The following is a 21,211-nucleotide window of genomic DNA, read 5'->3' as shown; positions in this document are numbered from 1 at the left end:
CCGTGGTCGAGGCTAAGGCATCGGAAACATCGAACGCGTTAATGCGGATGGCCGCGAAATCGACGTCTTCGAGCGCACGCGGCGCCTGTGCGGTTTCGAGCGGGACGATGCGAATGCCGGCGGGATTCGCGACCACATCACGCTCCGAAACATCCACGGGATTGGGATTCTCGCGAATGCGGATCCAGCCGATCGCCTGAAGAATCTTGAGCGCGCGTTCGAGGTTGACGGGGTCGTTTGGCACAGCAACCGTTGCGCCGGCCTTCACCTCGGAGAGCGAATGGTGGCGGGTCGAGTAGAGGCCCATGGGGGGCGTCGGCACTTGCACGACACCGGCAAGGTCGGTGCCGTTCCGGTCGTTGTACGCCTTCAGATAGACGCTGTGCTGCATCACGTCGGCGGCAATTTCGCCGTGCCACACGGCCTGGTTCGCTTCAAGCCCAGTGCTGAAGTTCACGTACTGGACCGTGTAACCCTTGCGCTTGAGCTGCGGCTCGACGCCTTCGCGAAATTCGTCGGCGTATGGTCCGGGCACAAAGCCGACTCGCAACACGTGCGCGGCGTTGTCGGCAGCATAGACAGCCGGCGACTGCAGCGCGAACAGCGCGATAGTTGAAAATAATATCTGGATAACTAATCGATATCGCATGATGAATGTCTTCGTGTTTTGGAAAGGCCGATTATGGTTGGGCCTTTCGCGGGCGGCCAATATTTAATCGAGATTTACATATCGGCTGCCCGCATGGATTACGAAGCGGCGCGGTTATCTTTGGCGGGAATTAGAAGCGCAGGATTTGATGGTTTTCACGCCGCCGCGCGGCTTATAACATCGACTTCTTTCTAATAGATTGCCGAGGCTGCCACGCATGAACACACGCCGCAACTTCATTCGAATCTCTGCCGGAGCCGCTGCGCTCGCCGCCTTGCCGGTGCTCGGCGCGTTACCCGCGCGCGCGGCCAGTGCATCGCGTACGCTGCGCGTAGGGAATCAGAAGGGTTATCTAAGTCTGCTGAAAGGGCGTGGAACGCTGGAGAAGCGGCTGGCTCCCCTTGGTGTCGCGGTCACGTGGACAGAGTTCGCTGCAGGCCCGGTGCAACTCGAAGCCCTCAACGTAGGCTCGATCGACTTTGGCGACGTGGGCGAGGCGCCCCCCATCTTCGCCCAGGCGGCCGGTGCGCCGCTCGCTTATGTCGCGGCCACGGTGCCGCGGCCGCAAGCGGAAGCGGTGCTCGTGCCGCACGCTTCGGCCATTCGCAGCGTGGCGGATCTCAAGGGCAAGACCATCGCGCTCAATCGCGGCAGCAACGTCCACTATTTCCTCGTCAAGCTGCTGCAGGCGCACAACCTTCAGTATGGCGACGTGAAAGTCGTGTTCCTCGCGCCCGCGGACGCACGAGCGGCGTTCGAGCGCGGCGCCATCGATGCGTGGGTGATCTGGGATCCGTTTCTCGCCGCCGCGCAGAAGACCCTCGATGCGCGCATTCTCGCCGATGCGAGCGGCGTGGTCGGCAACCGCGCCTACTATTTTTCGTCGCTCAGCTACGCGAAACAAAACCCGGATGTCATCAAGATCCTCATCGACGAATTGAGCCAGATCGATCAGTGGGGGCAGGCCAACCGGGCCGCGCTCGCCGCCCAGCTCGCGCAGGTGTGGGGCTTGCCGAACGACGTGGTCAGCGAGGTGATCGGGCGCGTGCAATTCGGCACCGGGCCGATCACGAAGGCCATCCTCGCCGAGCAGCAGCAGATCGCCAATACCTTTTTCGACCTCAAGCTGATTCCGAAGCGCGTGAACGTGCTCGAAGCGGCCGCGCCGGGAATCGTTTAGCGCGACGACTTTTTCATCAGCCCCGGCCGCTCCTGCGCGCCGGGGTTTTCTCACACTTCACAAGCCCAGCGCGCGGCGCGCCGCCATGGTGCGCAGCAAGCTGTTGGACGGCGCGTGAATGCGCGCGCACTGCACGTTGCGGTGATGGCGCTCGAGAGGGTTGTGCCGCGCAATCCCGTGATTGCCCGCGAGTTCGAGCGCGATATCCACGGCCTGTATCGCATTGTCCACCACGTTGTGCTTGACGACGGCAGACAGCTCGGCAGGCGCCGTGCCTGAGTCGATCGCGTCGGCGTGGGTGCGCAACAGCCAGTCGTTGCTCGCCAGCAGCATCTCGATGCGTCCCACGCTTTCCTGCACGATCGGAACGGTGGCGAGCGCCGCACCGCCTAGCGCAGCGGGCTTGCGCTCGCTGAGGAAGGCGAGCAGCCAGTCGCGCGCCGCCCGCGCCGCGCCGTCGTAGACCGTTCCGACCAGACTGAAGTACCACGCCGTGGCGTGCGGATCGCGCTGCACGCCGAGATGGGCCGGCCTCAAGCCGACCACATCGTCCGCGGAAATCGCCACGTCCGTGAACACCACATCGTGGCTCGCGCTCGCGCGCATGCCGAGTGGGTCCCACGTCTCCAGGATGCGCACGCCCGCCGCCTCGCGGGGCACGAGAAAATGGCCGAGACGCGGCTCGGGTTCGTCGATGCGGGCAAGCACGTTGATCCACGTGAGCAGGGGGGCGCCCGTCACATAGAGTTTGTGTCCCGTGATGCGCCACGAGGCGCCTTCGCGGCGCGCGAGCGTGTCTGGCAGGCCGCCGTGCGAGGGCGAACCGAGCGCGGGTTCGACCTGGGCCGCGTTGACGAGCGCGCGGCCTTCCACGCTCGCCCGCGTGAGGCGCTGCGCGAGCGCTGCGGGCCAGTTTCCCGTTTGCTCGCGCGCGTCGTGCACGATCATGGCGTGCTGGCTGTAGTGCATCGAGAGAATGAGCGCGACCGATGGATCGCCATAGGCGATCTCGGCGACGATCGCGCGCGCCACCGCGAGCCCCGCGCCGAAGCCGCCGTCGCTGCGGGCAATATTCGCGCGCAGCAGGGCCGCTTCGCGCAACGCGCGGAATTGCTCGAACGGCGCAGTGGCATTGCGATCATGCTCGTCGGCGAGCGCGGCAAACGCGCGGCCGAGCCGCGCCGCGCGCTCGATCAGCGCGGCGGCCTGGTCCTCGTCGCGCGCGAGCGCGGCGTCCGGAGTGAATGCGTTCACGGGGCACTCCCTGGCTAATTAGCGTTCGCCGGCCGGCGCACGCGGGTCTTGCGTAGCGCCATGGCGCACGAGACGACCGAAGAACGGGTGGCCGGGGTCGTTGAACCCCGGTGTCGAAGGATGGCCGCTTGCTACCAGCGAGTCGACGAATGCTTCGTCATCCTCATCGAGGCGATACTGCAGCGCGGGCAGATAGTCGCGCCATTGCGCTTCGGTGCGCGGCCCCGCGATCGCCGAAGTGATATAGCGGCTATTGAGCACCCAGGCCAGCGCGAACTGCGCGGCGGTGAGGTTGCGCGCCTTTGCATGCGCCTCCACGCGCCGCGCAAGCTCGATCGTTTCCGCGCGCCATTCGGTCTCGCTCAGGCGGCGGTCCTGGCGCCCCGCGCGCGTGTCGGCGCCGGGCTGGGCACCGGGCTCGTATTTGCCGGTCAGCACGCCCCGCGCGAGCGGGCTGTACGAGATCACGCCAAGGCCATAGTGCCACGCCGCGCTCAACTGCTCTGCCTCGACCTGGCGATTGGCAAGGTTGTAGAGCGGCTGGCTGGCAACGGGCCGCGGCACGCCCAGCAAATCGGCCACGCGGCTGAACTCGGCGATCCGCCAGGCGCGATGATTCGAGAGCCCGTAGTGCCGCAGCTTGCCGGCCGTGATCAGATCGCCGAGCGCGCGCACGGTTTCCTCGACTGGCGTGTGATGGTCCTCGCGATGCAGATACACGAGGTCCAGATAATCGGTATCGAGCCGCGCGAGGCTCGCTTCGACCGCGCGGATCACGTGCTTGCGCGACGCGCCGGCCGCGTTGATATCACGCGGATTGCCAACGGGGTTGCCGACGGGGTTGCCAAACTTCGTGGCGAGCACCCAGCGGTCGCGTTGGCGGGCGATATGCCGGACCACCACGCGCTCCGATTCGCCCTGGTGGTAGACGTCGGCGGTATCGATCGAATTCACGCCTTGCTCCTGCGCGGCGCCGATGATGCGTTCGGCCGTGGCGTCGTCGGTCTGTCCGCCGAACATCATCGTGCCGAGCGTCAGCGTGGAGATTTTCAGGCCGCTGTGGCCCAGTTGCCGGTATTCCATGTAGGTTCCTTGAGTCATTCAAACAGTGCGACGCGAGCGCGTTCATCGTGACAGCCAGACATCGGCGAAACTCGCTGCCAAGCCGTCGGGTGAAATGGAGTGGTCGTGCACGCGCTTCGAGGCGAGCGTCACCCACTGCGGCGAGACGAGATTCAGGTCGGGCAGATCGTGCTCCAGAATGCGCTGGATCTGCGCGAACTGCTGCTTGCGCTTCGTTTCATCGCTTTCTCGCTCGGCTTGCGCAAACAGGCCATCGATTTGCGGGTTGCTGTAGTGCGAGCCGTTGGTGAAGGGCACGCCGGGGCGGAAGTTGTCGCTCGTGTACAAACGCGCCACGCCCACCACCGGATCGAACAGATTGCTCATGCCATTTACAGTGAAATCGAATTGCCGGTCGGTATAGACGCGCTTCAAATAGGCCGCGAGATCCTGATTGCGGATCGTCACCGCGATCCCCACGCGGGCGAGCGCCGACTTGATGTACTCGCCCGTGCGCGCGGGCAGGTCGCCGATGGGCAGCGGGTCGAGCGTGAGCGCGAAGCGTGTGCCGTCCGCCTTGCGCGGATAACCGGCCTCGTCGAGCAGGCGGTTGGCGCGCGCAATGTCGAACGGGTAGGGCGCGGGTGCCGCGTCATAGTAGGGGTTCGACGGCATCAACGGACTCGCCGTGGCCGTCGCGTAGCCGTAGTAGATGACCCTGCGGATCACTTCGCGATCGATCGCCGAGGCAATCGCCTCTCGAACCTTCAAGGTCTTGAGCACTGGATTGTCGAGATTGAACTCGATGCGCGCCACGCCCGCCTGAAACTCGTAGCCGCGTGTGTCGATGCCGAGCTTCGGATTGGCTTTGAGGCGGTCGAGGTCGGCGAGCGGTACGGGCGTATCGCCGCCGAGATCGACCGAGCCGTCCTCGAACGCCACCGCGCGCGCGGCCGGGTCGGCGATGATCTTCACGATGATGCGGTCCAGATACGGCTTGCCGACGTTCCAGTAGTCGTCATTGCGCGCATATTCGATGTAGCTGCCGCGCACCCACTTGACAAAGCGAAACGGTCCGGTGCCGATGGGCGCGTTGTTGGCCGGATTGGCGAGCACGTCCTTGCCCTCGTAGAGGTGCTTCGGCAGGATCGGCGTTTCCGAAGCCGAGAACGCGCGTATCAGCCACGGCGTGGGCTCGCTGAGCGTGAGCACGACCGTATAGGGGTCTGGCGTAGCGATCGCGGTCACGTTCGCGAACGTGGTGCGCGCCCGCGGATGCACCCGTCGCAGCGTCTCGATCGACCATGCAACGTCGGCTGAAGTAAACGGCGCACCGTCGTGCCATTTCACACCGTGCCGCAGATGAAACACATAGCGGCGGCCGCCGTCCTCGATCTCCCATGAGGTGGCGAGCAGCGGCTTGGGCTTCAGATCGAAGTCGTAGTCGAGCAAGCCTTCAATCACTTTCGGGCTGACCTTGAGGACATTCACGGCCGTTGTGGCAACATCCACGAGCGCCGTCGGCTCCGGCGTCACCACGAAATTGAGCGTGCCGCCGCGCGTTTGCGCGTGTGCGGCAACGGGTGCGGCCACGCTCGCCATGACGAGGAGCATGACAACGACACGGCGCGGCGCCGTGCGCAGGAGGAGAGCGATCATCGGTTCGGCAACAGGCGATGGGAGAAAATGAGCGCGCTGGCAGCCAGCGCCCTTTGGGTTATCCGGCGAGCACGCTGGCGCGCTGCGCGCGACGCGACAGCGCCGCCTCGAGCGGCGCCGGATCGACCCATTGCGCGAAGTCGAAATCGGCCGCGATAAAGCCGTGCTCGAAGAGAAAGCGCTTGAAGTGCGCGAGCGCGTCGAGCGCCCCGGCGTCGAGTCCGATCGCGAGTTGCCGGTGCAGGCCCGCGCCATAGGCGCGCGTCACCCAGTGCTCGGCAGTCCGCACTTCGCGGGCGACATAGCGCGTGACGTCGCCGGGATGCGCGCCGGCCCACGCGGCCACGTCGAGCGTGCGCGCGAGCACGCGTTCGACGAGGTCGGGACGCTCGCGCAGGAGTTGCGCATCGACCGTGAGCGGGCGCGGCGTACCGTTGTTCGCGTGCGCACGCCGGTCGGGATGCGCGCTGATGTCGACCAGCACGCGCGCGCCGAGCACGTTGGCAATGTCGAGTCCGGTCGCGCCCTTCACGAACACCACGTCGGCTTCGCCGCGCAGCAGCGCCGCGGCCTCTCGGGAAAACTCGTGAGCGCGCTGCGCATCGAGCCATCGCCGAGCGGCGCGGATTCGTCCGGTTTTGCGTGGGCGAGGCCACGGGGTGCATGCGGCAGATCGACGAGTTCGACCTCGGCTGGCGAGACGCCGATGGCTTCGAGCAGCGTATGAAAGCCGCGCAAAGCCGTGGCGCGATGGAAATCGACGACCCCAGCGGCGGTATTGATCGGTAATCCGAATCGACGCCCCGAGAGCGAGGCGCGCGTGGGCGTGAGGTGCGGATCGAGCGTGATGAGCGCCTGAAACTCGTCGACCCAGCTCACGCCGATGAGCCGCGTGTCGCTGCCTTGCGCCCGCGCCCATAGCGCCGGAATGTTGCCGCCCTGACGAAACGACCACGGCTGCGTATGCGTGAAATGCGAGCGGCGGATGGCCGGGTCGTCGGCGTCCTGCAATGCCTTCACTTCGATGCCGTCGGCAGCGAATTCGGCCTGCAGCAATCCTTGCTGCGCGGCAATGCCGAATGGCGTCGGCGCAGGGCAACGGGTGTACCAGAGCAGCGTCATCAAGATTCCTCGGTGGCGAACAAGGCGCATTGCGCACGATCTCTGCGCGGGCGGCATGGAACAATCGATTATCGGCAAGCGCTTGCGGCGAGGTCAAAGAACGAATCGTGAAATAGGTTCGTGCGCTGAAGTGATTTACTTTGGCCGCAACCCCGTGCTGCCCGATTGCGCGAACCGCCGGCCAACGCAGACATGCGAATAACAAAATGCGAATTCCGTGGTTAGTTGCGGGCAATGCGCTCCCTATACTTTTCCTTTTGGCAAGACGCCCCGTGGCCGCCCGGGAATCAAACAATTCGCGGGCCTGACAAAAAGGAAAACTCAATGTCCGCTCTTCCTACTCAACTTCCGGTGCGCGCTCGCGCGGCCAGTCCGTCGTTGCAGGATGCGCTCGCCGACTTGCCTGCGCTCGCGAATGAAATCGGCAAAGAGGCGGCTGCGCGCGAAGGGCGTCGCGAATTGCCTTTCGAGGGCTTCGACGCATTCCGGCGCTCGGGGCTGGGACGCCTCCGGCTGCCCGTCGAATGGGGCGGCCTGGGTGGCTCGCTCGTGGACGAATTCGACGTGATCGCCACGCTGGCCGCGGCCGACAGCAATCTCGCCCACGCGCTGCGGATTCACTACGACCAGACCGAAGCGCTGCTGCTGTCGGCTCGCACGCCGTTCAACGATCTGCAAATCCAGCGCGTGATCGACGGCGCGATTTTCGGCGGCGCCTCGACCGAGCTGGGGACGTCGCGTCCGGGCGAATACACCACGGCGCTCCGGCGCGAGGGCGAGCATTACCGGCTCGACGGCCGCAAATACTATTCGACCGGCACGGCCTTTTCCGACTACGCGCGCCTGAGCGTGCTCAACGACGAGGGCCAGCCCGTGGTGGCGATCGTGCCGGTGCGGCGCGAAGGGCTCACGGTGCTCGACGACTGGGACGGCATGGGGCAACGCATGACGGCAAGCGGCAGTCTCGTGTTCGAGAACCTACTGGTGCGTGCCGACGAGATCACGGAACGCGGCCTGGCTACGCTCGCCGGCCGTCATGGCGGCGCGCTGCGGCAACTTCACCTCGTGGCGGTGGCCGCGGGCATCGTTCGCAACGTGGTCGCGGACGCGAGGCGCTACGTGCTGGAGCATGGGCGTCCCGTATTGCACAGCACGGCGCCCTCCGCGCGCGAGGACGCCTTCATTCAGCAGGTCGTCGGCACGCTCACCGCGCACAGCCATGCGATCGACGCGCTGGTGCACGAGAACGCCCGCACGCTCGATCGGTCGGCGCAGGCGATCCGCGCGGGTGCGCCGGACGCCGATCAGCTCGTGCTGGAAGGCGCACTGGCGACGGCGCGCACGCAGCTCGTGGTGAGCAAGCTGGCGCTGGAAGCCGCCGAGCGCCTGTTCGAAGCCGGCGGGGCTTCGGCCACTTCGCGTGCGCACAATTTCGACCGGCACTGGCGCAACCTGCGCACGATCTTCAGTCACAACCCGCTGCTGCACAAGGCGCGCGTCGTGGGCGACTACGCCTTGAACGGCGTGACGACGCACCTCACCGAAGGCCGCGTGTTCTGAAACCGATGATCCAGGGAGTGTCCAAAAGATGAGCCGAACTTCGTCGCGCCGCCTGCATTTGAACGTCAATATCCTGCATTCGGGCTTCGTGCCCTCGGCGTGGCGTCTCGCCGGTGCCGATCCTCGCGCATTCGTGGACGTGGCGCACTATGTACGGGTCGCGCAACTTGCCGAAAGCGCGAAGTTCGATGCGGTCTTTCTCGCCGACAATGCGGCGATCATCGACCAGATCGACTTCCGTCCGATCACGGCGCTCGAGCCCACGGTGCTGATGGCCAGCATTGCGGCGGCGACCACGCATATCGGCGTGATCGGCACGGCCTCGACGAGCTACAACGAGCCCTACAACATCGCGCGCCGCTTCGCCACGCTCGATCATGTCAGTCGTGGCCGTGCGGGCTGGAACGTCGTGACGACGGCCGATTTGCCGTCGGCGCGCAATTTCGGCCACGACACGGTGCCCGATCACGCGCAGCGCTATGCGCGGGCCGCTGAGTTCACGGAACTCGTGAAGGCGCTCTGGGATAGCTGGGACGACGACGCCTTCATCGGCGACAAGGCGAGCGGCCGTTTCATCGACGCGACGAAGGTGCGGCCTGTCGAACATGATGGCCGCTTTTTCAGGGTGCAGGGGCCGCTGAATCTTCCGCGTGCGCCACAAGGTCATCCTGTGCTCGTGCAGGCGGGCGGATCGGGGGATGGCCGCGATCTCGCGGCGCGACACGCCGAGGCCGTATTTTCCGCTTCGCAATCGTTCGAGGAATCGGTGGCGTACCGGCGCGACCTCAACGCGCGCGCTTCGGCATACGGGCGCACGCAGGGCGTGCAGGTGCTCGCGGGCCTCACGACCATTATCGGCGCGACCGAGGCCGAGGCGCTGCGGCGGCGCGACGAACTCGTCGAGCAGATTCCGTGGCGCTACAGTCTCACGCGCCTGGCCGGCACGCTGGGCCTGTCGCCCGATCAGCTCGACCTCGATGCGCGCCTGCCGGAGGACCTCGCGCTACCCAACGGCGGCAACGGCAATCACACGTTCTTTCAGGCCACGATCGCCGAGGCGCGGCGTGGCGGCCATACGGTGCGCGAGTTGATCCGCGCGCTCGCGGGCGGCGGCGGTCATCGCGTGATCGTCGGCACACCTGAGCAGATCGCCAACGATATCGAGCACTGGTTCAAGGGCGAGGCCGCCGACGGCTTCAACCTCATGCCGGACGCGCTGCCGGACGGGCTGGAGGCGTTCGTTGAAGGCGTAGTGCCGATCCTGCAACGGCGTGGGCTCTTTCGAACCGAATACGAAGGCAATACCTTGCGCTCGCATCTGGGGCTCGAGCGGCCTGCCGTGGGCGTGGCGGCGATTGGCGAGGAGCTTCAGCGCGTCTGACGTGGGGCTCGCGCGGCGCGCTTCGGGCGCCGCGAGTATGCCGCTCAGCGGCGCAGGCCGGCCTCGCGCAGTAAAGGCAGCACGCGTTCGCCAAAGAAGTCGAGGTCGGGCTGAAAATCGTAAAAGCTCAGTTGCACGCCGTCGACGCCTGCCGCGTGAAGCTCGATGATCTTGTCGGCCACCTCTTCAGGCGAGCCCACGATCGCGATGTTGCCGCCCACCGCGCGTGAGGCGGCCTTCGCACGATCTTCGAAACCGCCGCGCCAGGCATGTGCGTCGCTGTCGAAGCGGTGAAAGCTTCCCTCATCGGCGTGCGCGATGATGGCGTCGTGATAGGCGCGCGCCTCGGCGGACGTCTCTCGGCAGATCACCATCGGATTGATCAGCGTGCGCACCTCGCGCCCATACGCGCGCGCCGCGGCCTTCACGCGCGCGGTGTGCGCGGGCAGCGCTTCCAGCGCGCGATCGATCTGCGGTCCCGCCGGGCTCGTGATGAACACCACGTCGGAGTAGCGCGCGGCGAAGTCGATCCCCGCGTCGGAGCCCGTCGCGTTGATGAGCAGCGGGCGCCCATAGCGCGGCTTGGGCGTGACGTACGCGCCTTGCAGGCGCCAGCTCGAAATTTCAGGCTCGAAACTGAAGTTGTCCGGTTGCGCCCACAACTGCTGCACGGCGTCGAGAAATTCGGCCGCCATCTCATAGCGCCGGTCGTGCTCGATGCGGTTCCAGCCAAACATTTCGTGTTCGACGGCGCGGTGCCCCGTCACCACGTTGACGCCCCAGCGTCCGCGCGAGATGTGGTCGAGTGTAGCCGTGAACTTCGCGAAATGCAGCGGGTGCCACGGCCCGTAGAGCACATGGGTCGTGGCGGCCAGGATGATGCGCTCGGTGCGCGCGGTCAGCGCCGCCAGCGTCATGAACGAGTCGAGCGCATGGCCGTCGAACACGCCGCCATAGCCGCCTTTCGGCAGCCATTGCGACAGGGCGAAGACGAGATCGAACCCGAGCGCTTCGCACTTCTGCACGAGTGCGGCGTTGTAGTCGAACGACCAGTCCGTGCCGCGCGGCAGCGTCGATGCGCTCCATCCGCCAGCCTGAATCGGCAGGAACAGCCCCAGCATGAGCGGCTGCGCGAATGCGCGCGCCACGGGGCTATCGGAAAAGGCGGTGGGGGAGGTTACGGGCACAAAGGGCGTCGATGCCACGGAAGAAGTACGCGACTCGGCCACGGGAATTTCGCTCAAGACAGACACCTTGGAGGTTCGTTGCGGCGCCGGGCGCCTTGCGGGTCGATAGGTCGATCTATCGATTAAACACGCGCGGCATGCGAATAACAAAGAAGCTTTTCTGCTTTCCAATTGCGTTGTCGCGCTTCAGCTTCGACGCGGCAGGTCATATGGATAGCAGCATCGCTTGGTTAGCGCACGAAGAGGCCGTTGCTACGATTGCAGCACTGTCGCCACGGCGCGAATTTCCCGGCTCTCGCAGATCGCAACGTTTAGCCGCTCGTAGCCTCATAGATATCGGAACGCATCAGCATGTCACGTTTGACCCGTCGTGAATTTCTCATTGCAGGCGGCGCGGCAGCCGCAGCCGCGGGGTTGCCCGTGCTTGCCCGCGCCCAGGGCGCCATCGCGCGCAAACGCGGCGGCACGTTGAACGTGCTGATCAATCCTGAGCCGCCCGTGCTGGTGTCGATCTTCCAGACCACAGGGCCGGCGCTCGCCGCAAGCTCGAAGGTGCTGGAAGGACTCCTCGCTTATGACTTCGACCTGAAGCCGCAACCGCAACTGGCCACCGCCTGGAGCGTGAGCCCCGACGGTCTGCGTTACAGGTTCAAGCTGCGGCAGAACGTGCGCTGGCACGATGGCCAGCCGTTCACTTCCGCGGACGTGGCGTTCTCGGTCGATTTGCTCAAAGCGATTCACCCGCGTGGACGCAGTACCTTTGCGAACGTGACGAAGGTGCAGACGCCCGACGCGAGCACGGCCATCATCGAACTGTCGAAGCCCGCGCCATTTCTGCTCAAGGCGCTTTCCGCGGGCGAGTCGCCGATGGTGCCGAAGCATCTGTACGCCACGGGCGATCCGCTCACGAACCCGCACAACAACGCGCCGATTGGCACCGGGCCGTTTCGCTTCAAGTCGTGGACGCGCGGCGCGAGCATCGTCTACGAGCGCAATCCCGACTACTGGGACGCGGGCAAGCCGTATATCGATGCGCTCGTCTACAAGGTCATTCCCGATCCGGCCGCGCGCTCGGCGGCGTTCGAAACCGGCGCGCTCGATCTGGGCGGCGAGAACCCCGTGCCGCTCACCGACTTGCCGCGCCTCACGCAATTGCCGCAGCTCGTGACCGAAACGCGTGGCTATCGCTTCCTCGAGCCTCTGGCCGAGATCGATTTCAATCTCGATCATCCGGTGCTGAAAGACCCGCGCGTGCGCCAGGCCATCGCGCACGCAATCGATGCGCAGGTCGTGCGAAAGACCGTGGCCTACGGTTATGCGGACGTCTCGCCCACGCCCATTACGCCCGCCTCGCCGTATCACGATGCGCAGATCACGCCCTATGCGTTCGACCCGCATGCGGCCGAGGCGCTGCTCGACGCGGCAGGCAAGCCGCGCGGCGCGGATGGCATACGCTTCAGGCTGACGCACGACTACCTGCCGTACGGCGATATGTACCAGCGCCAGGCCGGCTACGTGAAATCGGCACTCGCGCGCGTGGGCATCGATGTCACGGTGCGCTCGCAGGATCTGCCGTCATTCCTCAAGCGTGTCTACGCCGACCGCCAGTTCGATTTCACGAGCATCGGCGTCAACACGCTGTTCGATCCGGCCGTGGGCGTGCAGCGCCTGTACTGGTCGAAAAATATCCGCCCCGGCGTGCCGTTCTCGAATGCGCCGCATTACAGCAGCGCGGAAGCGGACCGGCTGCTGGAAGCGGCGTCGGTCGAAATCGACGAAAGCCGCCGCGTGAGCCTCTACAAACAGTTCCAGCAGACCGTGTACCGCGACCTGCCGATCCTCAATCTCGTCGCGCCGCGCATGGTCACGCTCGCCAACCGGCGCGTGCACGATCACACGGTGAGCGCGCAGGGCCTGGAGGGCAACTTCGCCGACGTCTGGCTGAGCGCCTGAGCGCGCATCGCAACCCTCGAAGGAGCCCGATGATGAGCCGCAGCGCCCGCTGGCAAACGATCCTGCGGCGCACCGCCTGGCAAGCGCTGCCGACGGTGCTGGGCATCGTGATCCTCAACTTCTTCCTGCTCAAGCTGATGCCGGGCGACGCCGCCGACGTGATTGCCGGCGAAGCCGGCTCTGCGACGACGGAAACGATGACGATGCTGCGCGCGAAGTTCGGGCTCGACCAGCCCTTGCTCGTGCAGCTCGGGACGTATCTGAAGCATCTCGCGCATTTCAGTCTTGGCTATTCGCCACGCTACGACATGCCCGTGATGCAGCTGATCCTTTCGCGCTTGCCCAACACCTTGCTGCTGATGGGCGTGGCGCTCACGCTCGCGCTCGTCGCCGGCGTGGTGCTCGGCGCCGTGATGGCGCACTGGGCCGGCAAGTGGCCCGACCGCGTGTTGTCGGTGTTCGCGCTGCTGTTCTATTCGACGCCTGGTTTCTGGATCGGCCTGCTCGCCATCATCCTGTTCGCGGTCCGGCTAGGGTGGCTGCCGAGCGGCGGCAACGTCACGATCGGGGCGGACCTGCACGGCGTCGCCTACGTCGCCGATGTCGCGAGGCACGTATTGCTGCCCGCGGCGACGCTCGCCACGTTCTTCGTCGCGATCTACGCCCGCATTACGCGTGCCGCAATGATCGAAGTGCAGCGCCAGGACTTCGTGCGCACGGCGCAGGCCAAAGGTCTGCATCCGTGGCGCGTGACGTTGCGCCACGTGCTGCGTAACGCGCTGATGCCGCTCACCACGCTCGTGGGGCTGCATTTCGGCACGCTGCTTGGCGGCGCGGCGGTAACGGAGACGGTATTCAGCTGGCCGGGGCTCGGCCGCCTGGCGCTCGACGCGGTGCTGGCGCGCGACTTCAGCGTGCTGCTGGGTGTGCTGCTGCTGTCGTCGCTGCTCGTCATCGTCGCGAACGTCGTGGTCGATCTGCTGCAGGCGTGGCTCGATCCGCGCGTAGGCTAACGGAGGAATCTCAATGAGTTTCGAATCGCCGGATCTGCCGGTTGACGCACGACGTGCAGCCGCGCGCCAGGGTTCGCCTTGGCGGCGTCAGTTGACGTTCGCGCTGCTCGGCCGCCGCGGCGTCGAGCGCGACCGTGCACCCACACGGCGCGCCGGGCACGCCTTCTGGCGCGCGCTGCTGCGCAACCCTTCGGCCTGCGCCGGCCTGGCGCTGCTCGCGGCATTCGTCGTGCTCGCCGTGCTCGCGCCGCGCCTCTACCCGGGCGACCCGCTCGACATGGTGGGCGGGCCGTTCGAATGGCCGGGCAGCGACCCGCAATTCCGGCTGGGCACCGATTCGCTGGGGCGCGACGTAGCGGCCGGCATCGCGCATGGCGCGCGCGTTTCGCTGCTGATCGGCGCCGCCTCGGCCGGCATCGGACTCGTGATCGGCACACTCGTGGGCGCCATCGGCGGCTATTTCGGCGGCCTCGTCGACGACGCGCTGGTGCGTCTCACCGAGCTGTTCCAGACCGTGCCGTCCTTTCTGCTCGTGATCGTGCTCGTGGCGATCGGGCGGCCCAACGTGGGGGTGATCGCGCTCGCCATCGGCATCGCCTCTTGGCCCACGGTCGCGCGGATCGTGCGCGCGGAATTCCGCACGCTGCGGCGCTCGGACTTCGTGCTCGCGGCGCGCAGCCAGGGGTTCAGCAACACGCGCATCATCTTCGGCGAAATCCTGCCCAATGCGCTGCCGCCCGTGATCGTCACGGCTTCGGTGATGGTGGCGAGCGCGATCCTGATCGAATCGTCGCTGTCGTTCCTCGGCATGGGCGACCCCAATGTCATGAGCTGGGGGGCGATGATCGGCGCGGGACGCGATTCGCTGCGCACGGCGTGGTATCTCACGGCGATTCCCGGCGCCGCCATCGTGCTCGCGGTGCTCGCCCTCAATCTGCTTGGCGACGGCCTGACCGAAGCCCTCAATCCGCGCCAGCGGCAACGCCCCTAAAGGTGCCACGTGAGCCAACTGCTTGAAGTGCGCGATCTGCGCGTGAGTTTCGGGGCGCACGAAGCAGTGCGCGGCGTGAGCTTCGACATCGCGGCGGGCGAGACGCTCGCGCTGGTGGGCGAGTCGGGCAGCGGCAAGTCCGCCACGGCGCTCTCGCTCATGCAGCTCGTTCCCGAGCCGGGACGCGTCACGGGTAGCGTGCGCTTCGAAGGGCGCGAGCTGCTGGGCCTGCCGCCGAGGGCGGTGCGCGAGTTGCGCGGCCAACAGATCTCGATGATCTTTCAGGAGCCGATGACCTCGCTGAATCCCGTGCTCAGCGTGGGCGCGCAGATCGTGGAGACGCTGCGCCAGCACGAAGCGCTGTCACGCCGGGCCGCTCGCGCGCGCGCCGTCGAACTGCTCGATCTCGTGCGCATTGCCGAGCCGCAGCGCCGCTTCGACGACTACCCGCACGAGCTATCGGGCGGCCAGCGGCAGCGCGTGATGATCGCGATGGCCGTGGCGTGCCGCCCGCGTCTGCTGATCGCCGACGAACCGACCACCGCGCTCGACGTCACGATCCAGGCGCGCATTCTCGAACTGCTCGACGCGCTGCGCCGCGAGCTGTCGATGTCGCTCCTGCTGATCACGCACGACCTGGGCGTCGTGGCCGATCATGCGGACCGCGTGGCGGTGATGCTGGCCGGGCGCAAGGTCGAGGAAGCGCCAACGGCGGAGCTCTTCGCGCGCCCGCGCCACGCCTATACGCGAGGGCTGCTGGGCGCTTCGCTCAACCTCGCCGATGATCTGCACTACCGCGCGTGGACCTTGCCGGAAATCCGCCACACGGCACCGGCCGATCGCGTGGATCGGGCCGGCGAGGAGGCGGGCTTCGCGGTGGTGCCGCGCAGGGTGCCGGAGCGTACGGCTTCGAACCTTCAGGCGACGGACGCCGCGCCGCTGCTCGCGGTGCGCGACCTGCGCGTGGCGTACCCGCAGCGCCATGGCGCGCCGGCGCTGCACGCCGTCGACGGCGTCTCGTTCGATATCGGCCGCGGCGAGTCGGTCGGGCTCGTGGGCGAGTCGGGCTGCGGCAAGTCCACGCTTTCGCGCGCGATCATGCGCCTCGTGCCGGTTGCGGGCGGCGCGATCGCGCTTGACGGCACCGAACTCGTCCCGCTCGGCGAGCGCGCGTTGCGGCCATTGCGGCGCCAGGTGCAGATGGTCTTTCAGGATCCCTATGCATCGCTGAACCCGCGCCGCACGATAGGCGATATTCTCGAAACCGTGCTGGCCGTGAACGGGGTTGGCGACGCGGCGGCGCGCCGTATGCGTGTGCGCTCGGTGCTCGAACGCGTGGGCCTTCCCGCGGCGGCGCTCGCGCGTTTTCCACACGAATTCTCGGGTGGACAGCGTCAGCGCATCGGCATTGCGCGCGCGCTCGTGCTCGAACCCGCATTGCTGATCTGCGACGAGCCGGTATCGGCGCTGGACGTCTCGATCCAGGCGCAAATCCTCAATCTGCTCGTCGAACTCAAGCGCGAGCTGGGGCTGTCCATGCTCTTCATCTCGCACGATCTTTCGGTCGTGCGCTACATCGCCGACCGTGTGCACGTGATGCAACAGGGCAAGATCGTCGAAAGCGGCGACCATCAGGACATCTGGCGAGCGCCGCGCCACCCGTATACGCGTGCGCTGCTCGCCGCGATTCCAGGGCGAGAGCAGGAGGCCGAAGCGGCCTGAGAGGCGCAGGGTAGTGGCGCAACAGTCAACGCGAATCCGGTTTGAGTGCTTCAATGTGTATTGCGCCGCCTTGGCCGCCGGGCCGAGGCGGCTCACCATGCCGTGCTCCGATCCACTCCCGATTCTGGCCCCTATGACGAACCGTACCGAAATCAAAGCCCTTGTATTCGACGTCTTCGGCACCGTCGTTGACTGGCGAAGCGGCGTCGCGAGGGAGGCCGCCGCTTTTCTGCAGCGCCACGCTCCGCACCTCGACGCGTTCGCGTTCGCCGACGCCTGGCGACGCGAATATTCGCCTTCCATGGAGGACATCCGCAGCGGACGCAGGCCCTACGTGCGCCTCGACGTTCTGCATCGCGAGAACCTCGTGAAGGTGCTGGCGCAAAGCGGTATAGCCGGCGTGACGGACGCCGGGATCGACGAACTCAACCTGGCCTGGCATCGCCTCGATCCATGGCCTGATTCGGTCGAGGCGCTGAATCGCCTGAAACGTCGCTTCATCATCGCCCCGTTGTCGAACGGCAACATCCGGCTCATGGTGGATATCGCGAGGCGCGCCGGCCTGCCATGGGACGCCATTCTCGGCGCCGAAGTGGTGCGCGCTTACAAGCCCTCGCCACAGGTGTACACCGAGACGGCCGACATTCTGGGTCTCGCGCCCGCCGAACTGTGTCTCGTCGCGGCGCATAACGGCGACCTGGCCGCGGCGCGCCGGCTCGGGCTTTCGACCGCTTTCGTCGTGCGCCCGACCGAGCACGGTCCCGATCAGAAAACGGACCTGCAGGCGGAACACGCGTGGGATTTCGTGGTGGACGACTTGAATGAGCTTGCGAGTCGGCTTGATGCCTCGATCGATTGAGCTTTTAATGGTAGTTGCCATGGAGGGCGTCTCTCGAGATCAGGGGCCATATGCGCTGCACAAATTGTGGCTTCGAATGCCGCGAGGGCGCCAGATTTTGCGAGCAGTGCGGCACCATCATCGCTCATACGCCGCTGCGCTCTCCTGCCGATTACACGCCTTCGCACTCTTTCCTCCGTGGCGGGCGCGCAGCGCGATGCGGCTCAGGCGAGTTTCAACGAAGCCCTCGCAACGGCTCGCCGCCGGGGTGCCAGATCGCTCGAACTTCGTGCGGCGTCGAGCCTGGCGGCGCGATAATCGCCTCTGTTTGCGCGCCGGCGCGGCGTAGCGCGAAAGCACACGGGCAGGCAGACACCGAAGCGTCTGCCTGCCCGTGCTCAGAGCGCCGCTGGCGCGGCGCTCACGTTGCGAGCGATCGTCGCGTTAGAAGCGATGGCGGATACCCACGGTCGCCACGGCTTGCGAGTTCGAATCCGACGCGGAAACGCCCATGATGTCCGCGTGGATCTTGCCCTCGCCATCCACGACACGCTGATACGCGGCTTCTGCATACAGGTCGGTGCGCTTCGAAAGCGCGTAGTCGCCCTGCAGCGTGACCTGATGGAACTTCGGATTCACGCCGTCCAGGCTCGCGTCCGTGTACGTATAAGCGCCCGACACGGTGATTGCAGGCGTGAACGCATAACGGCCATTGAGTTCAAAGTTGCTGAAGCGCGCGCTGTTGCCGGCGAACGAAGTCGTCGCACCCGCGTTCGACGAGTTGATGGCCGTGAGATTGCTCAGCTGCGTTTGCGTGAACACGAAGCCCACGTTGGCCGCGCCGAAGGCGTAGTTCAGGCCGGCGCCATAGGTGCGCTGACGCGATGCGGTGAAGGTCGCGTCGTCGCTGACCGCGCCGCTGCTGTTGATGGTCGAACCCGAGTTGTTCAGCTGAAGATAGCCCGCACCTGCCTTGAGGCCGCCGAACGAGTACGTGGCGCCGACGCTGTAGGCGCGGTTGTTCGCGAAGCCGCCGGCGGCGTTCGAGAAGCCGTACAGCGCATTGAACTTGAGGCCGCCGTAGTTCACGCTCTGGTACTTGAGCGAATTGCTCACGCGGAACGAGTTGTTGAGGTTGTCGTTGTCGTACGGGTGCGCGGCGAGCGTGCCGCCGTACTGCGTGCCGTTCAGCGACAGTCCGCCCAGGTTGTCGACCACGCTGTCGTACTGGCGACCCAGCGTGACCGCGCCGGCGCGGTCGCTCGAAAGGCCGATGAACGCCTGGCGGCCGAACATGCGGCTACCTTGCTTCGCCGCGCCCGTCGAGATGCTGAAGCCGCTCTCGAGCACGAAAATCGTCTTGAGGCCGCCGCCCAGGTCTTCGCTACCGCGCAGGCCCCAACGGTTGCCGTTGAGCGCGCCGCTCGACTGTTGCACGTTCGAGCTGCCCGACTGGTTGCTCGTGTACAGGACGCCCGCGTCAATCAAACCGTAAAGCGTGACCGAGCTTTGTGCGTGTGCGGCGCTGGCGAAAGAGGCGGCAGCGACTGCGAGGGCGGAAAGGGTGTACTTTTTCATCGTAACTCCATTGCTTTGTTATTCACTCGAAAGCGAGCGAGCGCGGAGCATAACGCGATATCCGGAATGATTTTCAGAAGTTGTGGCATGCGTGCCACGATTATTGGCTAACATTGCCTTACCTGTTCCAGACTATTACATCCCGAGCCTGATGAATCGAAATATCCGGTAAAACAAGGGACTTTCCGCACGACCATGCGCGGGTATAAGCGCGCGATTTCTCGCATTTTTCTCGTAATTCCGGGAAACATTTCGCGATCAATATTCTTGATTATTACCGTGAATGAATAACGCGAAGAAATACACGTTGTTCCACGTTTCAGATCGACTGCGCCGTTCGCTATCATGATTCCCGGCAACGTGGAGCGACGAAACCGCGCGGACACGGCTGAGGTAAAATGCGGCCTCGAGTCCTCATCCATGCATTCGGGCGCGAGCGCCCGGCGTTCCCATGACTGACACCATCGTCGCGCTGCTCGCCCAGGCGAAGCAGCATTTCACCGCCGGCCGCATCGACGCCGCGGAGCACGACCTGCAATCGATCCTGCAAGCGCATCCCGAGCACGCGGGCGCGCTGGAAGCGATGTCCTTCGTCTACGCTACGCGCGAGGATTACGCGGGTGCCGCCGAATTCGCGTGGCGCGCGGCACAACCGGCCGCGACGCCTCCGGAGCAGTTGCAGCAGGCCGCACGCATTTGCCAGCTCGGGCAGTGTCACACCCAGGCCGTCGCGCTCTACGAGCGCCTGCTGGCGCTCGCGCCCGATCACGCCGATGCGCTCCACGGCGCGGCCATGTCGCTCATCCAGCTGGAGGAGGCCGAGGCCGCGCTCGTGTATCTCGCGCGCCTGGCGCGCCGCTATCCGCGTTCGGCGGAAGTGCACTACAACCGCGGCACGCTGCTCGGCGAGCTGGGCCGTTACGACGAGGAACTCGACGCGTACCGGCGGGCAATCGAACTCAAACCGAATTTCGTCGCCGCCTACGTGAATCTCGGCGTCGCGTTGCGCGACCTGCATCGCTTCGACGACGCGCTGCGCCAGTTCAAGAAGGCCTTGTCGATCGACACGAACGACGCGGGGGCGCGCACCAATCGCGCGCAGACCAATCTGCTGCTCGGCGAATTCGAGCACGGCTGGCGCGAATACGAATGGCGCTGGCGCGACGGCACGATGACGCACGATTTCCCCGACGCGACGCAATGGAAGGGCCAGCCGCTCGCGGGCAAGACCGTGCTCGTGCACGCGGAACAAGGTCTCGGCGACACGCTGCAGTTCGCGCGCTTCGTCGACCGCCTGCATGCGAAGGGCGCAAACGTGATCGTGCGCGTGCAGGACGTGCTGCTGCCGTTGCTGCAGAACGTGGCGGGCGCGGCGGGCGTCATCGGCGATTCGTCCGCGCTGCCTGCGTTCGACTACCACGTGCCGATGTTGAGCCTGCCGCACGCGCTCGCGCTGCGCGAAGCGGATTTCGTGACGTCGGGCGCGTATCTCGATGCGGACGCCGACGCTGCCGCGCTTGCGTCGTGGTCCGACGTGATCGGCACCGGTGACGATGGCGATCGGCGGCTGCGTGTGGGCCTCGTCTGGTCGGGCAGCACGACGCACGTGAACGACCGCAATCGCTCGATGCCGCTTGCGGAACTTCAGCCGCTGTTCGACGCCGATGTGCGCTTCGTGTCGCTGCAAAAAGAGCTGCGCGAGCGCGACCGCGCATGCATGGACGAACTCGTGCAGCGCGGGCGGCTGATCGACGCCGGCCCGCGCCTCACGACCTTTTCGGCGACGGCGTCGCTCGTCGCGCAACTCGATCTGGTGATCGCGGTCGATACGGCGGTCGCGCATCTGGCGGGCGCGCTCGGCAAGCCCGTATGGATTGCCCTGCCGTTCACGCCGGACTGGCGCTGGCAGTTGAATCGCGACGACAGCCCGTGGTACGCCAATGCGCGTCTGTTCCGCCAAACGCGCCGCGGCGAATGGGCCGACGTGGTGAGCGCATTGCGCACGGCGCTCGATACGCAGGTCGCCGCGCGCTAGATCACCATGAACGCGGTATGCCGGTCG

At 66.0% G+C, this 21,211-nt stretch carries 17 protein-coding genes and 1 pseudogene; 10 read left to right on the top strand and 8 right to left on the bottom strand.

Annotated features, from left to right (window positions below; genetic code table 11):
* Positions 1 to 43 precede the first annotated feature (43 nt).
* Positions 44 to 649: pseudogene (locus AB4Y42_RS31525) on the bottom strand (MetQ/NlpA family ABC transporter substrate-binding protein); the annotation flags it as partial.
* A 217-nt stretch (positions 650 to 866) separates the two neighbouring features.
* Here AB4Y42_RS31525 and AB4Y42_RS31520 point away from each other — a divergent pair.
* A complete protein-coding gene (locus AB4Y42_RS31520; protein WP_368686869.1) occupies positions 867 to 1,829 on the top strand; it encodes a sulfonate ABC transporter substrate-binding protein in 963 nt (320 codons plus the stop codon).
* Positions 1,830 to 1,886: 57 nt separating this feature from the next.
* Here AB4Y42_RS31520 and AB4Y42_RS31515 read toward each other — a convergent pair whose 3' ends face one another.
* From AB4Y42_RS31515 to AB4Y42_RS31495, 5 genes are read right to left on the bottom strand one after another with little or no spacing between them, the layout of a single operon-like run.
* Positions 1,887 to 3,083 carry an acyl-CoA dehydrogenase family protein gene (locus tag AB4Y42_RS31515; RefSeq protein WP_368696359.1) on the bottom strand — a complete coding sequence of 399 codons (1,197 nt, stop codon included), beginning with the start codon at positions 3,081 to 3,083 and terminating at the stop codon, positions 1,887 to 1,889.
* Positions 3,084 to 3,101: 18 nt separating this feature from the next.
* Positions 3,102 to 4,166: an aldo/keto reductase gene (locus AB4Y42_RS31510; protein ID WP_368696358.1), complete on the bottom strand. Its 1,065-nt coding sequence runs from the start codon at positions 4,164 to 4,166 to the stop codon at positions 3,102 to 3,104.
* A gap of 42 nt (positions 4,167 to 4,208) precedes the next feature.
* Entirely contained in the window at positions 4,209 to 5,804 is a 1,596-nt protein-coding gene (locus tag AB4Y42_RS31505; protein WP_368696357.1) for an ABC transporter substrate-binding protein, read from the bottom strand.
* A gap of 58 nt (positions 5,805 to 5,862) precedes the next feature.
* Positions 5,863 to 6,345, bottom strand: coding sequence for a hypothetical protein (locus AB4Y42_RS31500; RefSeq protein ID WP_368696356.1), 483 nt, complete (start codon positions 6,343 to 6,345; stop codon positions 5,863 to 5,865).
* Complete coding sequence (locus AB4Y42_RS31495) at positions 6,333 to 6,926, bottom strand: hypothetical protein (protein WP_368696355.1); 594 nt, start codon at positions 6,924 to 6,926, stop codon at positions 6,333 to 6,335. The genes AB4Y42_RS31500 and AB4Y42_RS31495 overlap by 13 nt, the downstream gene beginning before the upstream one ends.
* 324 nt (positions 6,927 to 7,250) lie before the next feature.
* Here AB4Y42_RS31495 and AB4Y42_RS31490 point away from each other — a divergent pair, with 324 nt between their 5' ends.
* Complete coding sequence (locus AB4Y42_RS31490; RefSeq protein WP_368696354.1) at positions 7,251 to 8,486, top strand: acyl-CoA dehydrogenase family protein; 1,236 nt, start codon at positions 7,251 to 7,253, stop codon at positions 8,484 to 8,486.
* A 28-nt stretch (positions 8,487 to 8,514) separates the two neighbouring features.
* A complete protein-coding gene (locus AB4Y42_RS31485; protein ID WP_368696353.1) occupies positions 8,515 to 9,867 on the top strand; it encodes an LLM class flavin-dependent oxidoreductase in 1,353 nt (450 codons plus the stop codon).
* Between the two features lie 44 nt (positions 9,868 to 9,911).
* Here AB4Y42_RS31485 and AB4Y42_RS31480 read toward each other — a convergent pair whose 3' ends face one another.
* Entirely contained in the window at positions 9,912 to 11,102 is a 1,191-nt protein-coding gene (locus AB4Y42_RS31480) for an LLM class flavin-dependent oxidoreductase (protein WP_368696417.1), read from the bottom strand.
* 303 nt (positions 11,103 to 11,405) lie between these two features.
* On the opposite strand from AB4Y42_RS31480, the gene AB4Y42_RS31475 reads away from it, so the two are divergent.
* The 6 genes from AB4Y42_RS31475 to AB4Y42_RS31450 all read left to right on the top strand — a co-directional run bounded on the left by AB4Y42_RS31475 (position 11,406) and on the right by AB4Y42_RS31450 (position 18,086).
* Positions 11,406 to 13,007 carry an ABC transporter substrate-binding protein gene (locus AB4Y42_RS31475; protein ID WP_368696352.1) on the top strand — a complete coding sequence of 534 codons (1,602 nt, stop codon included), beginning with the start codon at positions 11,406 to 11,408 and terminating at the stop codon, positions 13,005 to 13,007.
* Positions 13,008 to 13,039: 32 nt separating this feature from the next.
* On the top strand, positions 13,040 to 14,020 hold the full coding sequence (locus tag AB4Y42_RS31470) for an ABC transporter permease (RefSeq protein ID WP_368696416.1): 981 nt from the start codon (positions 13,040 to 13,042) through the stop codon (positions 14,018 to 14,020).
* A gap of 13 nt (positions 14,021 to 14,033) precedes the next feature.
* Positions 14,034 to 15,011 (top strand): ABC transporter permease, encoded by a 978-nt coding sequence (locus AB4Y42_RS31465; RefSeq protein WP_368696351.1) that lies wholly within the window; start codon positions 14,034 to 14,036, stop codon positions 15,009 to 15,011.
* 9 nt (positions 15,012 to 15,020) lie between these two features.
* Positions 15,021 to 16,733 carry a dipeptide ABC transporter ATP-binding protein gene (locus tag AB4Y42_RS31460; RefSeq protein WP_368696350.1) on the top strand — a complete coding sequence of 571 codons (1,713 nt, stop codon included), beginning with the start codon at positions 15,021 to 15,023 and terminating at the stop codon, positions 16,731 to 16,733.
* Between the two features lie 133 nt (positions 16,734 to 16,866).
* On the top strand, positions 16,867 to 17,592 hold the full coding sequence (locus AB4Y42_RS31455) for a haloacid dehalogenase type II (protein WP_368696349.1): 726 nt from the start codon (positions 16,867 to 16,869) through the stop codon (positions 17,590 to 17,592).
* A 50-nt stretch (positions 17,593 to 17,642) separates the two neighbouring features.
* Positions 17,643 to 18,086 (top strand): zinc-ribbon domain-containing protein, encoded by a 444-nt coding sequence (locus AB4Y42_RS31450; RefSeq protein ID WP_368696348.1) that lies wholly within the window; start codon positions 17,643 to 17,645, stop codon positions 18,084 to 18,086.
* On the opposite strand, the gene AB4Y42_RS31445 is transcribed toward AB4Y42_RS31450, so the two are convergent.
* Positions 18,016 to 19,149, bottom strand: a complete 1,134-nt coding sequence (locus AB4Y42_RS31445; protein WP_368686880.1) for a porin — start codon at positions 19,147 to 19,149, stop codon at positions 18,016 to 18,018. The genes AB4Y42_RS31450 and AB4Y42_RS31445 overlap by 71 nt on opposite strands.
* 451 nt (positions 19,150 to 19,600) lie before the next feature.
* Here AB4Y42_RS31445 and AB4Y42_RS31440 point away from each other — a divergent pair, with 451 nt between their 5' ends.
* A complete protein-coding gene (locus tag AB4Y42_RS31440) occupies positions 19,601 to 21,184 on the top strand; it encodes a tetratricopeptide repeat protein (RefSeq protein ID WP_368696347.1) in 1,584 nt (527 codons plus the stop codon).
* Positions 21,185 to 21,211 lie beyond the last annotated feature (27 nt).

The organism is Paraburkholderia sp. EG286B, from assembly GCF_040965655.1.
Taxonomy (GTDB): domain Bacteria; phylum Pseudomonadota; class Gammaproteobacteria; order Burkholderiales; family Burkholderiaceae; genus Paraburkholderia.
This window is presented reverse-complemented; position numbering and strand designations above follow the sequence as displayed.

Excerpts from the sequence above, each read along its gene's own strand:
- AB4Y42_RS31520 (WP_368686869.1), top strand. The coding sequence starts at position 867 with ATGAACACACGCCGCAACTTCATTCGAATCTCTGCCGGAGCCGCTGCG.
- AB4Y42_RS31510 (WP_368696358.1), bottom strand. The coding sequence starts at position 4,166 with ATGGAATACCGGCAACTGGGCCACAGCGGCCTGAAAATCTCCACGCTG.
- AB4Y42_RS31505 (WP_368696357.1), bottom strand. The coding sequence starts at position 5,804 with ATGATCGCTCTCCTCCTGCGCACGGCGCCGCGCCGTGTCGTTGTCATG.
- AB4Y42_RS31440 (WP_368696347.1), top strand. The coding sequence starts at position 19,601 with ATGACTGACACCATCGTCGCGCTGCTCGCCCAGGCGAAGCAGCATTTC.
- AB4Y42_RS31450 (WP_368696348.1), top strand. The coding sequence starts at position 17,643 with ATGCGCTGCACAAATTGTGGCTTCGAATGCCGCGAGGGCGCCAGATTT.
- AB4Y42_RS31490 (WP_368696354.1), top strand. The coding sequence starts at position 7,251 with ATGTCCGCTCTTCCTACTCAACTTCCGGTGCGCGCTCGCGCGGCCAGT.
- AB4Y42_RS31445 (WP_368686880.1), bottom strand. The coding sequence starts at position 19,149 with ATGAAAAAGTACACCCTTTCCGCCCTCGCAGTCGCTGCCGCCTCTTTC.
- AB4Y42_RS31470 (WP_368696416.1), top strand. The coding sequence starts at position 13,040 with ATGAGCCGCAGCGCCCGCTGGCAAACGATCCTGCGGCGCACCGCCTGG.
- AB4Y42_RS31455 (WP_368696349.1), top strand. The coding sequence starts at position 16,867 with ATGACGAACCGTACCGAAATCAAAGCCCTTGTATTCGACGTCTTCGGC.
- AB4Y42_RS31475 (WP_368696352.1), top strand. The coding sequence starts at position 11,406 with ATGTCACGTTTGACCCGTCGTGAATTTCTCATTGCAGGCGGCGCGGCA.
- AB4Y42_RS31485 (WP_368696353.1), top strand. The coding sequence starts at position 8,515 with ATGAGCCGAACTTCGTCGCGCCGCCTGCATTTGAACGTCAATATCCTG.
- AB4Y42_RS31465 (WP_368696351.1), top strand. The coding sequence starts at position 14,034 with ATGAGTTTCGAATCGCCGGATCTGCCGGTTGACGCACGACGTGCAGCC.
- AB4Y42_RS31495 (WP_368696355.1), bottom strand. The coding sequence starts at position 6,926 with ATGACGCTGCTCTGGTACACCCGTTGCCCTGCGCCGACGCCATTCGGC.